The sequence below is a fragment of the Psychrobacter sp. AOP3-A1-26 genome, from assembly GCF_052378235.1.
Taxonomy (GTDB): domain Bacteria; phylum Pseudomonadota; class Gammaproteobacteria; order Pseudomonadales; family Moraxellaceae; genus Psychrobacter.
Genome location: NZ_JBQSXN010000013.1, coordinates 26,339 through 39,270, shown reverse-complemented (window position 1 = coordinate 39,270; position 12,932 = coordinate 26,339). Strand labels below are relative to the sequence as shown.

Annotated in this window: 8 protein-coding genes and 1 pseudogene; 8 read left to right on the top strand and 1 reads right to left on the bottom strand. The window is 43.5% G+C overall.

Annotation, left to right across the window (positions count from 1 at the left end):
* The first annotated feature begins 209 nt into the window (after positions 1-209).
* From acs to pgsA, 5 genes are all read left to right on the top strand, one after another.
* A complete protein-coding gene (acs, locus tag ACT3TU_RS04090) occupies positions 210-2,171 on the top strand; it encodes an acetate--CoA ligase (RefSeq protein WP_192524277.1) in 1,962 nt (653 codons plus the stop codon).
* Positions 2,172-2,367: 196 nt separating this feature from the next.
* Complete coding sequence (locus ACT3TU_RS04085; RefSeq protein WP_192524278.1) at positions 2,368-3,612, top strand: NAD(P)/FAD-dependent oxidoreductase; 1,245 nt, start codon at positions 2,368-2,370, stop codon at positions 3,610-3,612.
* A 30-nt stretch (positions 3,613-3,642) separates the two neighbouring features.
* Positions 3,643-4,074, top strand: a complete 432-nt coding sequence (locus tag ACT3TU_RS04080; RefSeq protein ID WP_225736965.1) for an MgtC/SapB family protein — start codon at positions 3,643-3,645, stop codon at positions 4,072-4,074.
* 258 nt (positions 4,075-4,332) lie between these two features.
* Complete coding sequence (locus ACT3TU_RS04075; protein ID WP_192524279.1) at positions 4,333-4,689, top strand: hypothetical protein; 357 nt, start codon at positions 4,333-4,335, stop codon at positions 4,687-4,689.
* An 819-nt stretch (positions 4,690-5,508) separates the two neighbouring features.
* Positions 5,509-6,189 carry a CDP-diacylglycerol--glycerol-3-phosphate 3-phosphatidyltransferase gene (gene pgsA / locus ACT3TU_RS04070; RefSeq protein ID WP_192524717.1) on the top strand — a complete coding sequence of 227 codons (681 nt, stop codon included), beginning with the start codon at positions 5,509-5,511 and terminating at the stop codon, positions 6,187-6,189.
* Between the two features lie 117 nt (positions 6,190-6,306).
* Here pgsA and ACT3TU_RS04065 read toward each other — a convergent pair whose 3' ends face one another.
* Positions 6,307-6,801, bottom strand: coding sequence for a pyridoxamine 5'-phosphate oxidase family protein (locus ACT3TU_RS04065; protein WP_192524716.1), 495 nt, complete (start codon positions 6,799-6,801; stop codon positions 6,307-6,309).
* A gap of 578 nt (positions 6,802-7,379) precedes the next feature.
* Here ACT3TU_RS04065 and purL point away from each other — a divergent pair.
* The 3 genes and pseudogenes from purL to ACT3TU_RS04050 form a co-directional block, all read left to right on the top strand.
* Positions 7,380-11,417 carry a phosphoribosylformylglycinamidine synthase gene (purL, locus tag ACT3TU_RS04060; protein WP_444784062.1) on the top strand — a complete coding sequence of 1,346 codons (4,038 nt, stop codon included), beginning with the start codon at positions 7,380-7,382 and terminating at the stop codon, positions 11,415-11,417.
* Positions 11,418-11,733: 316 nt separating this feature from the next.
* Positions 11,734-12,225 carry a hypothetical protein gene (locus ACT3TU_RS04055; RefSeq protein WP_192524103.1) on the top strand — a complete coding sequence of 164 codons (492 nt, stop codon included), beginning with the start codon at positions 11,734-11,736 and terminating at the stop codon, positions 12,223-12,225.
* A gap of 168 nt (positions 12,226-12,393) precedes the next feature.
* A pseudogene (locus tag ACT3TU_RS04050) lies at positions 12,394-12,527 on the top strand (IS5/IS1182 family transposase); the annotation flags it as partial.
* Positions 12,528-12,932 lie beyond the last annotated feature (405 nt).

Sequence of the window (12,932 nt, the reverse complement as noted above, 5' to 3'; positions counted from 1 at the left end):
TACCGATAAAATAAGAGGGTATTATCAAGTACACCGCTATACAGTGATATTGTTGTGATTAGCCGTTGATGTCTTGCAACTATTCCGCTTATTTGTCAAACTATCCTTAAGGGTCAGACATTATGGAAGATGACTCTTATAACCTGCGCATGCCTTCGTTATCAACGACTGTTAGTACAGGTCATAATAATTAAAAAAGGATAACCACTATGACCCAGAAATCATTTCCTATTGCGGCTGAATTCATCGCTGCTGCCAATATTAGCGCCGAACAATATCGCCAAGACTACGAGAAATCTATCGAATCTCCTGAGGCGACAGATGCCTTTTGGGCTGAGCGTGCTGAGCTAATTGATTGGATAAAAAAACCCACTAAAATCAGCGATGTTAATTATGATTTAGATGATTTTCGCATCAAATGGTTCGAAGACGGTGAGCTAAATATTTCTGTCAACTGTCTCGATCGCCATGTCAAAAAAACCCCGTACAAACCAGCCATCATCTGGGAGGGCGATCACCCTTCATTACATAAAATAATCTCTTTTAAAGAGTTGTTTGAAGCGGTCTGCCGTTTGGGTAACTCATTACGCAAGCTTGGGGTCGAAAAGGGCGACCGCGTCACCTTATATATGCCGATGATACCCGAAGCCATGATAGCAATGTTGGCCTGTACCCGCATCGGGGCGGTGCATTCAGTGGTATTTGGTGGTTTCTCTGCTGAAAGTTTGGGCAATCGCTTAATAGACAGTCGCTCAAAAGTTATCATTACTGCGGATGAAGGTTTGCGCGGTAACAAACACACGCCGCTCAAAGCCAATGTCGATCGCGCGCTTGATATGGATGGCACTGATAGCGTGACCAATGTCATCGTCGTGCACCGTACTGGCAACTCTGTGCCGATGAGTGGCCGCCGTGATGTTTGGTATCATAATTTGATCGATGGTGAGTCAAAGCATTGTGAACCTGAAGTGATGAATGCCGAAGATCCGCTGTTTTTATTATACACCTCCGGCTCCACTGGTAAGCCTAAAGGCGTATTGCATACCACGGGTGGTTATATCACTTATGCTTTGTCTACTTTCCGCGATGTCTTTGATATCAAAGAAGATGATGTCTATTGGTGTACAGCGGATGTCGGCTGGGTCACCGGTCATACCTATGCGACTTATGCACCGCTGGCCAATGGCACGACCACAGTGATGTTTGAAGGGGTTCCAGAATACCCAACATGGGCTCGTATCGGCCGTATTGTCGATAAGCACAATGTGTCTGTTTTATACACTGCACCGACGGCTATTCGAGCGATGATGAAAGAGGGCGATGCCTTTGTTCGTGAATCGGATCGCTCAAGTCTGCGACTTCTTGGCACGGTCGGTGAGCCGATTAATCCAGAGGCGTGGGATTGGTATTATAATGTCGTTGGCGGCGGCAAGTGCCCAATCGTTGATACCTGGTGGCAGACTGAGACGGGCGGTATCTTACTGGCTCCAATCCCAGGTACAGTTGCGCTAAAACCGGGTGCAGCGATGAACCCCTTATATGGTATCAAACCAGAAGTGGTGGATAGTGATGGGGTGATATTAGAAGGCTCGGCTGCGGGTAACTTGGCGATTAATAGTAGCTGGCCGGGGCAAATGCGTACGATTTATAATGACCATGAGCGCTTTTTAAAAACCTACTTTACTGAATATCCGGGCTATTATTTTACCGGTGATGGGGCGCAGCGTGACGAAGATGGGCACTACTGGATTACCGGTCGTGTCGATGATGTACTCAACGTCTCAGGGCATCGTTTAGGTACGGCAGAAGTTGAGAGTGCGGTGGTCGCCCATCCTGCCACGGCTGAAGCGGCGGTGGTTGGTATGCCGCATGACGTTCGAGGCATGGGAATTTGTGCCTTTATTATCCTAAAGTCTGGCGAAGAAGAAACAGAAGCGCTAAAAGCTGAGCTCAATCGACATGTACGCGCTGAGATTGGACCGATTGCCAACTTGGATTCTATCCTCATCGTCGATGCGCTACCCAAAACTCGCTCGGGTAAAATTATGCGCCGTATCTTACGCAACCTAGCGGCGGGGCAATACGTTGGTTTGGGTGATTTATCGACCCTTGCTGATAGCTCGGTGATTAATCGATTGGTCGAGGTGGTCAAAGCATCTCGAGGAGAGTAGCTTTAGCCGTTCTTTTAAATACTAAGCAGCTAAAATCCAATCATTCTAAATGCCAATGTTCAAATTTTAAAAAGCCATGTTATTGAAGGTAGCATGGCTTTTTTACGTAGATGATATTGATACCAACAGTACCTGCAGTACGTGATGTAGCGATATTACTTCTCACTGACTATACTTAATAAAGGCGACTGTCACCATGACGCATCAATCTTTACACGCGACTGATATTGCTTCACCGAAGATAGCCATCATTGGTGGCGGTCTAACCGGACTGTTTACGGCCACATTATTAGAGCGTGCCTTCACTCAAAACCAAACCCAAGAACAAAACCGCAGCCACAATCAAGACAAACCCAGCAGTCCGCACATTACTGTCTTTGAAAAGTCTCGAAGCGTTGGGCGTTTAGCCACGCGCTATCGTACCGATAGTCATACTGGTAAAAACTGGCAATGGGCATTTGGGGCGCAATTTTTTACCGCCAAGACTAATAGCTTTCAACAATTTATCACGCCTTGGTTGGACACAGGATTGCTGCAACAGTGGCGCGCGCAAGTGATCGATTTAACGCCAGCGACTGCTACTGAAACGAGCGATGCTACTCAATCATCAGACAGGCAAAAAAAGGAACAATGGAATACCACGCAAGCCCGCTATATCAGCACTCCCAAAATGACCAGTTGGGGACGGACATTGGCCGAAGAACTAACGCACACAACTATAAAATTTAAAACTCGTGTTGCCCCATTGGCAGAGTATAACCATCATTTGGCAGATAACGTCGATAAAAAAACCGAGCTGTTTGATGAAGATGGCGCCAGTCTAGGTCATTTTGATTGGGTGATTTGTACCGCGCCAAATGGACAAGCTATAGAGCTAATGGCAGATAGCGGCTTTGGTGAGCAAACCAAGATTACCGAAGCACAGATGCTGGCATGCTATACCTTGATGTTAGGCTGGGATGATATTACTCAACTACCAGAGACATTAAACAACTTAAGCAACCCATCAATATCGCAGTGGGATGTTGCTTATTTGAATGAGTCTATTCTCGATAGAATATTTATTGAGCATCAAAAACCTGCCCATGCTGAGCTACTACCCAGTGTCACTATCCATGCGCGCAATGACTGGTCGGAGGCGCATGTCGATGATGATATCGAGTCAATCCAAGCACAACTGTTGCAAGCAGCACAGCAGGCTCTCAACTGGAATAATGCTAATACTCCTAGCCAAATAGACTGTCATCGCTGGCGTTATGCGGCAACACTGGTTGAGCACAAAAATAAAGACAACAACAGCACTAACAACCAAAAATCAGGCATATTAGTAGATAAGCAGCGCCAATGGATTGTCAGTGGCGATTGGTGTGCACAGGGCAATATCGAAAGCTGCTATCAAATGGCAAAACAGACCATTGAGGTGCTTAATAAAGCAAGATAAGCGTATTTTTCCAAAATAAAAAGGCAATAAATGATGTTTGGATTTGACATAGATTTAGAGCTACTGGGCTATCATTTTTTTCAGTTGGGCATCGCTTTTATATTGTCATTGCCAATCGCTCTGAACCGCGAAATGAAAGACAATGGCGCAGGGCTTAGGACATTTCCTTTGGTCACCATTGCTTCCTGTGCTTTTATGTTGGTTGGTCGGGATATTTATGATTCGGCTGGTGAGGCGAGAATCATGTATGCGATTATTACGGGTATGGGGTTTATCGGTGGTGGGGCGATTTTCAAAAATGAGAAAGGCTCAAAAGGTACTGCAACAGCAGCAAGCTTATGGAATACGGGCGCTATTGGTATTTCGGTGGCGTACGGTCGTTATGAGATTGCCATTATATTGTCTGCGGTTGGTTTTTTAATCCTACAATTCTCAGAGCCGTTTAAGATAAAGAAAGATTAGGCAGTCAAATATCAATGGAGAGGCGTTTCAAACGCGCATGGTGATATTTCAAATACGATTAAGTTTAACAGGATGCAACTTTTTTAACAGCCTTTTTGCTTGCTACCCTCCCCATAGTGAGGTAATTAAAATAATAATTAGAGTCCATAAAAAGAGCATGAAATAAGTAAGCTAAGATCGGACAAAACAAACTTGCTTAATAATTTAGATAACTTATATAGCGATTGTGTTTGCACCAACTTTAAGGTAGTAGGTATTATGAAAGCATTAAACCGATTATTCACATTTCTATCAGGTGTAATAATTTTGGCTGTTTTTACCTTTGGAGTAGCAAATGCCAATAATGAATATGTCATGGCTGCAGCCATAAACCCTAGTGCAGAAGCATACACAAAAGCACATGCAGCTAGGACAGAAGCTATTGCAGACGCAGACGCAGCCATTGCAAAAATAGAAGCAGCTAGGGCAGAAGAGAAAATAGCTATGGTAAAAGAAAAAGCAGCAAGGGCAGAAGCGTACGCAAAAGCACGTGCAGTTTGGGCAGAGTCCAATGCAGAAGGAAAAGCAGCTAGGGCAAAATCAGAAAAGCATGAGCTGAAGGAACGGAGGAAGTAATAGCCATTAAGAAGGAGTAAGTGCGAATTGATGCGAGCTAAACGCACGCATTTAAGCGCCATTATTGAGCGCGTGCAATCATTAGCAATTCAACCCCATGAAAGAAAGTAGCAAGCTCATAATAGTATTGATTAAATAATAGCTGGATAAACGAATATATAGAATGTACCTAACAGTACATAGCCCATCGGTTAATACTAAAAAATACTGGTTATAAAAATGTCTGCATGTTGGAAAATGTTGAAACTCAAAGCCTAGTCAACTAAATGGCAGGTATGTTTATTTTATTGGTGGTTAACCTATCAAAGTTTTGAGCAGATGGTGGTCAAATTGGTAGTCAATCCAATATATAGAAAAATCAAAGCTATATAAATCAATAGTTTTTAGGCAAAAAAAGAGCCCACAGAGGAGGAGCTGTGGGCTGAGGAAAACTGATTATGTAGATAATCTACAAAGGCAGCGGTGGTGATTTGTTGTTATTATAAGTTTTTATTTATCATTATTTTATAGGGCTAGTTATTAAGATTAGGGTGGTAATGGCCAATTCAATAGCGATATATATTTACTTACATATTTAAGTGTACAACTGTTTTATTTAAGTTGTTATCATAACCCAATCAGTGAGTCTTTAGCTGTTTTGGTTACATGACATTACGTTTAAAGAAGGGGTAGGGTGACGTTGGGTTTGTCTATGGCTTCACACGACTATAATTTGAAATAAATAGAGATAACTGGATAACCAAAGAGATGGCATGACGGCTTGCCTGAAAAATGCTAAGCTATCTGCCATTATTGTGACTATATTAAACTGGGTTTGCCATGACTGAGAGTACGCATTTGCATACGCAGGAGCCATCAAGTACGCAAAGTGACAAGAGTATTTTTAACTTGCCCAACAATCTGACTATTGCGCGTATCTTGATGATTCCGCTATTTGTGGCGATTGCCTATTGGCCACCTGCCATGGGGATTGGTATGCCTGCCATCTCAGATAATGTGATTGCGCGGGTCGGTATGAGTGAGTTTAGCGACAGCTTATTACGCCATTTATTATTGACGGGCGTGTTTATCCTTGCCGCCATTACCGATTGGCTCGATGGCTATTTTGCTCGTAAGCTTAATGTGGTATCAGCCTTTGGGCGCTTCTTGGACCCCGTCGCTGACAAATTGATGGTCGCCGCAGCGCTGATTATATTGGTGCAATGGCATCCTAATATCATCATGGCGATTGCTGCCATTGTGATTATTTCACGTGAAATTGCCGTATCAGCACTGCGTGAATGGATGGCTGAATTGGGCAAAAGCACCAGTGTCGCGGTCTCTTATGTGGGCAAGCTTAAAACCACGTTTCAGATGGTAGCGATTACCGTGCTACTATTAAACTGGGAATCGTTAGAGATGATTGGCTATGTACTCATGGTTGCAGCGGTAATTTTAACGCTATGGTCAATGATGATTTATCTAAGAGCTGCTTGGCCTTATTTAAAACAAAGTGGTTAATGACAGCTTTTTAAGATTAAAACTCAGTCAATAAAAAACGCCAGTCGCATCAGCCACTGGCGTTTTCGTTTGTGATCTTATAGCTTATGCTTCTTTAGTGTTTAGCTTAAAAATAATTTATAGCGTTACAGAGTTATTTTCACCGAGGTTTGCTGCTTTTTTACCATCCATCACCGCAGCAGTGGTCATCTTAAACATATTTACCACTGAGCTACCGCTGAGCCAGTATTCGGCACCATTCGGTACGACTTTAATCAACTGCACATTTGGATCTTCTTTGCCTTGCTCATAAAAGGCATTATAAACTGGCGACCATAGCTCATCGAGCTTCTCTTGATCGTCAACCAATTCAGCCTTGCCATTAATGGACACATAATCTTTCGAGTCTTGGCTGACATAAGCCAAGTTCACCTGTGGGTTTTTTTCGATATCTTTGACGGTTTCTGTGGTCTTATCACCGATAAACCAAATCTCTTTGGCGCCAATACTGGTTTCGCTAGTGGTCATCGGGCAAGCATGCAGATGGTCTTCGTGGGTACGGGTGGTCATCATGGCAAATTTAACGTCTTTTACCAACTCCTGAACTTTATCGATATGGTCCTGTCTACTCATAGTGATTATCCTTTTTTCATTATAGTAATTGGGTTTTTGCTAATTATATAGTCAGTCCTAAATAAAATAAGTACAAATATTATCACGTGTTACTGGGACAAACTTTTCTTGCTTGCTGTGCCTGCGCAGACAGAGGCTACGCAAAATTTATCCCAGTAGCACTGTATTTTTTATAGTGGATCGGCTATATTTTGATTATTTTTAATTTTGATTGCTTTAACTTATTGAATCTTTAGCTCAAATGAGTAAACACTTGGCTCGTTAATAACTGTTATCTAGAATACCGATGACTGATAGACTATTTATATAGGTTGCCAGTAATGCGATGTGACGGTTTGTAAGGAGTGCTCCTTTTAAGTAAAAATTGTGACGCCAATATCGGAAAGTTTCTGCCATGCAATCTTCGTGTCGTAAAAGTAATAACCATTTTTTTATGATAATCGTTTTATGGCAGTTTGAGTGTAGGTAACAGTAATTTATCTTGGTTTAGAACTGCTTATTACAGGGCTTCTTGTTATAATACGCGGACCATTTACTTAGCATGGCAGAGATGCCTTGATCTTACGGATTATGCCTTTATGATGACCATCGCCGGACAACCGTTTCTTACCGATTTTCAGACGCAACAACTCATCAGTCAGTTTCAGCAAAAAACCGCGCTAAACGTCAGCCAAATCAATAGTCAGCAAGTTTATGTGCTATCGCGTGAACTAAGCGGTACTGAGCATAAAAAAGCGCTGGATTTGTTTGGGATTAATGAAGGTATTGACCTTGCAGCCCCGCAAGACAATCAAATACAAGTGATCGTAGGACCACGCTTTGGCACGATTTCGCCATGGGCAAGTAAAGCGACCGATATTTTTAATAACTGTGAAATTGCGATTAAGCGTGTTGAGCGGGTGATTGTTTATACGCTGACCGTTGATGGAAAAGCAGATGGCGACGTTAGTAAAGGTCAGCTGAGCGAAAAACTGCCAGTAGACGCTGAGCAATTATTGTTTGACCGTATGACCCAAAGCTTGGTTTATGACTTGGCAGCTGTTAATCATTTGTTCGACGATGAGCAGCCAGCATCGCTCAATCATATTGATGTGATTGAACAAGGGCGCACCGCGTTAGAGTCAGCCAATAAAGAATTTGGTTTTGCGCTATCGAGCGAAGATATTGATTATTTAATGAATGCCTATGTCAACGAGCTAAAGCGTAATCCAACCGACGTTGAGCTGATGATGTTCGCGCAAGCCAACTCAGAGCATTGCCGTCATAAAATCTTCAATGCTGAGTGGACAGTAGATGGCGCAGTACAACCTAAATCACTGTTCCAAATGATTAAAAATACTTATAAAGCCAATCCGCAAGGCATCTTATCTGCCTATAAAGACAACGCTGCGGTGATGGCTGGCTCTAACGGCATGCGTTTTTATCCTATACCAACCGACGCGATGGATGCCAATTCTGCGCATCCTTACGATTTCCATCAAGAAGAAATCGATATCTTAATGAAAGTCGAAACGCATAACCATCCAACCGCGATTGCCCCTTATGCGGGTGCAGCGACGGGCGCGGGCGGTGAGATTCGCGATGAAGGGGCAACAGGTCGCGGTGGTAAGCCAAAAGCCGGTCTAACGGGTTTTCACGTATCGCACTTGCATATTCCAGAGCTTGCTGAAAAATGGGAGCAATCAGGTCAATTAAGCACGCAGGATTATGGTACGCCTGATCGTATGGCAACCAGCCTTGAGATTATGACGGAAGCGCCACTAGGTAGTGCCAACTTCTCAAACGAATTTGGTCGTCCAAATTTATGCGGTTATTTCCGTAGCTTCCAGTTAGATACGTCAGCGGCAAAAGACGGCAGCCAAATGCGCGGCTATCATAAGCCAATCATGCTTGCCGGTGGTTACGGCAATATCAAACGCAACCTCATTGAAAAAAATTCTATTCAGCAAGGTGATCTATTAATCGTCTTGGGTGGCCCTGCGATGCAAATTGGCTTGGGTGGTGGCGCGGCATCATCGGTCGATAGTGGTTCACTCGATGAAGGCTTAGACTTTGCCTCAGTTCAGCGTGATAACGCTGAGATGGAGCGTCGCTGTCAAGAAGTGATGGATCGCTGCTGGGCACTTGCTGGCAACGATATTGACGTAAGCAACAACAGTAAAGATGGCAACCCAATTGTTTCTCTCCATGACGTCGGTGCAGGCGGTCTATCGAATGCGATGCCAGAATTGGTCAATGACCATGAAATGGGCGCCATACTAAATCTACGTAAAATCCCGTCGTTAGAAGCTGGTATGTCGCCAATGGCTATCTGGTCAAATGAGGCGCAAGAGCGTTATGTGTTAGCGATTCGCCCTGAAAGCAAAGACCAGTTCGATGCGATTTGTGCCCGTGAGCGCTGCCCGTATGCCATCTTAGGCGAAGCTACGGAAGTACGTCAGCTCGTTGTTAATGATGACTTACTCTCTGATCAGCCAGTTAATATGCCAATGCAAGTATTGCTTGGTGGTACGCCGCAAATGCAGCGTAGTTTTAATCGTCAAGAGAATGAGCTACCTCCGCTAGAGCTCAATGACTTTAATTTAGCTGACTCTATCAAAGATGTCTTACGTCATCCAACCGTTGCTAGTAAATCATTTCTAATCAGCATTGGCGATCGCTCTATCACTGGTATGGTGGTGCGTGATCAATATGTTGGTCGCTATCAAGTGCCCGTTGCCGATTGTGCAGTAACTGCTTCAGGATTGATTGCGCTAGATGGTCAGCCAATGAGCGGTGAAGCGATGAGTGTTGGCGAACGCACACCTGTTGCGCTTATCAGCCCAAAAGCTTCTGCACGCTTGGCAGTTGGTGAAGCGATTACCAATATCGCAGGCGCGTGTATTACTCAGCTATCAGATATCACCATGTCAGCAAACTGGATGGCAGCGTGTGGCGATGATACCGAAGACGCCGCCTTGTTTGATGCGGTCTATACCGTTGGTGAAGAATTATGTCCAGCGCTTGGTATCGCAATCCCAGTCGGTAAAGACTCGCTATCGATGCGCGCCAACTGGACAGATAGCAGCGATGAAGGCAGCACTGATAAATCAGTCGTTTCGCCAATGAGCCTTGTTATTACCGCTTTTGCGCCTGTTATTGATGTCGCAAAAACGCTAACGCCTGAACTCATTAATGGTGACAGCGCGTTCTATCGTATTGACTTATCCAAAGGCAAACTGCGCCTCGGCGGCTCAATCCTAGCGCAAACGGCAAGCCAACTGGGTAACGAGTGCCCAGACCTTGATCAGCCAAGTGATTTGGTCGACTTCTTTAACTTTATCCAAGCGGGCAATGCGCAAGGCGTTATCAGCGCTTATCACGATATCGGTGATGGTGGTTTATTAGCTACTATCGCTGAGATGCAATTCACTAGCCGCCAAGGTATCAAGCTGTCATTGAATGATAAGAACTTACTCGGTCAATTATTCAGTGAAGAATTGGGCGCGGTCATTCAAGTGTTGCCAGAAAACGTCGCCGCTTTAATGCAAATGGCAGAAGAGTTTAACGTTAGCGATATGCTCAGCCTCGTCGGTCAAAGCACTGAGGAAGATAGCTTAATCATCCAAACGCCGCTGCATATGGGTGACGATGGTATTAATAAAACCTTACGATTTAGCCGTAGCGAGTTGCAGCAAGAATGGAGTCAGGTCAGCTATCAAATCGCCCGCCGCCGTGACAATCCAGCTTGCGTACAGCAAGAATATGATTTGATTAGTGACGCTAGCCATCAAGGGCTTATCGCTGCACCAAACTTTGATCTTAACCAAAAAGTGGAAGAGCCATATTTAGCTAGCCGTGAAAGCAAGCCAAGAGTCGCCATCCTCCGTGAGCAAGGCGTCAACGGTCAGACAGAGATGGCAGCAGGCTTTACCCAAGCTGGCTTTGAAGCGGTCGACGTCCACATGAGCGATTTGCTTAGCGGTCGCATTAACTTACGCGACTTCGACGGTCTGGTCGCTTGTGGTGGCTTTAGTTACGGTGACGTACTGGGCGCAGGTTCTGGCTGGGCGAACTCTATCTTGTTCCATGACGAATTGCGCATGCAGTTTGTGCGCTTCTTCGCTCGCCCTGATACCTTTAGCTTAGGCGTCTGTAACGGCTGTCAGATGATGGCGCAGTTAAAAGACCTCATCCCAGGCGCGGAAAACTTCCCACGCTTTATCGCCAATAAGTCAGCTCGCTTTGAAGCGCGTACGGTCAACGTCAAAGTCGAGCGTACCAAGTCTATCTTGTTTAAAGGTATGCAAGACAGCATCTTACCAATCGCTGTTGCTCACGGTGAAGGCTATGCCACGCTTAATGCGACTGAAATCGACGGTATGGAAAAACACGGTCAACTCGCCATGCGTTATGTCGATAGCCAAGGTCATCCAACCGAGACTTATCCGCTTAATCCAAACGGTTCGGTCGGCGGTGTCACGGGTCTGTGTAGCACTGATGGTCGTGTGACGATTATGATGCCACATCCTGAGCGTAACCTAAAAGCCTATAACCACAGCTGGAAACCAGAAGCGTGGGATGAGGACGGCGCGTGGATGCGTATGTTCCGTAACGCCCGTGCTTGGTTGCGCTAGTCGCAAACCTAGATGCTTGATTAGCTTTGTCAAACTTGCTGAGCCTACGACATGTAGTGCTTGCACATGTTTTCCTCGCTACTCAAACCTCTAGCAATTGCTTGTAGTTTTAGATAGCTGTTTTTTAAAATGAAAAGGTGGGCTCAAAGCTCACCTTTTTTGTGTTTGTGGCTTGGGTTTTTGAGAAGTAGTGGAGCTACTCCCGCCTTCCACTTGTATCTGCCAGTCTGGGCTAGCAGTAACATCGTGTTCTTGCTATTATCTACTTATGAACTATCTGAAGATCTGAATAAATATTGTATTTTGAGATTAAAGCATGCGTAAATATATTTTTATCCTAGCAAGCTTTTTATTAATAGCTTGTCAACCAGAGGCACATAATAATTCAAACGACACACCAAATAGTAGCCTCGAAGTAGACATGGATTCTAAAATAATGAGTGACGATGAAGAAGCAGGAGATAACGTTAAGATGGCGCCGATTACGGAACAAGATGATTACGTTGAAAGTGATTTCGATACAATGAAAGGCTTAATTAATAAAAAGGGAAAGTGCCTTTATATTGATGACTATTTAATTTTGATTCAAACCGAGAGCTTGTCTTTTAACGAGGATATATCAGCTTTGTATGATGAGGAAAACCAAGTCAGTTTTGGAATAGGAGATACAGTAACCCTAGGTGGGTTCTCAATTGATTACTCTGATCTTATGGACAACGATATGGGGTCTAGTACGGAATGGAAAAATCCATATCTTTATGATTGTCAAGCAGACAAAGTATGGATAACAGTGGACATTGTCTATTGATTTAACAATAGTAAAAAGTGCGTAGGTTGGGTGAAGTTTGCGACACCCAACAATTTAGAGTTAATAATCTGAACCAATAACTTGTTGGGTTTCGTTCTTCGATACCAACCTACAAAAGAGTTATGATATACATCCAAATCATAACTCTTTTGTAGTGTAGTAACTATACGACACTTGGTTGAAAACACGTTTGCAAGGCTAAAACAATTTGTAGTATGGCGACTCGCTACGAAAAACTGGCACGAAATTATAAGTCTATGCTGTATTTGGCTTGTACTATGATTCATTGTAAACTGAATTAGGAACACGCCCTAATATTGTTATTGGCATTAAATTCATTTCGTTATATTACTCTCTACTCTTAATATATTCTCTCAGTTAATCATAACTGTCCAGTGATTCATTGTAGTAAACCTGCCAAGAAGGAGTAAAATCATCGCTATTAAGATAAAAACCCTTTCCAATTAGAAAAAAACTTAACCATATTAAAAGCAATTGATATTGAAGTTCTTCTAAAAAACTTCCTATGTTTCATATTAATACTCAACTTCTGAAAATATTAGTAGCCATATAATTCGTTATATTTATTTTCCATTTGGTCTATATATTAATTTGCTGACTCTACTCCTTCTTCTATGATGATTTTATCAATTTATTTTTTCATAAGTATATAATTCTTATCAACTAGATAGCGTGCGTCATTTAAT

What these genes read in the sequence shown, in the direction of transcription:
- acs (WP_192524277.1), top strand. Translation starts at nt 210, where the DNA reads ATGACCCAGAAATCATTTCCTATTGCGGCTGAATTCATCGCTGCTGCC.
- ACT3TU_RS04085 (WP_192524278.1), top strand. Translation starts at nt 2,368, where the DNA reads ATGACGCATCAATCTTTACACGCGACTGATATTGCTTCACCGAAGATA.
- ACT3TU_RS04080 (WP_225736965.1), top strand. Translation starts at nt 3,643, where the DNA reads ATGATGTTTGGATTTGACATAGATTTAGAGCTACTGGGCTATCATTTT.
- ACT3TU_RS04075 (WP_192524279.1), top strand. Translation starts at nt 4,333, where the DNA reads ATGAAAGCATTAAACCGATTATTCACATTTCTATCAGGTGTAATAATT.
- pgsA (WP_192524717.1), top strand. Translation starts at nt 5,509, where the DNA reads ATGACTGAGAGTACGCATTTGCATACGCAGGAGCCATCAAGTACGCAA.
- ACT3TU_RS04065 (WP_192524716.1), bottom strand. Translation starts at nt 6,801, where the DNA reads ATGAGTAGACAGGACCATATCGATAAAGTTCAGGAGTTGGTAAAAGAC.
- purL (WP_444784062.1), top strand. Translation starts at nt 7,380, where the DNA reads ATGATGACCATCGCCGGACAACCGTTTCTTACCGATTTTCAGACGCAA.
- ACT3TU_RS04055 (WP_192524103.1), top strand. Translation starts at nt 11,734, where the DNA reads ATGCGTAAATATATTTTTATCCTAGCAAGCTTTTTATTAATAGCTTGT.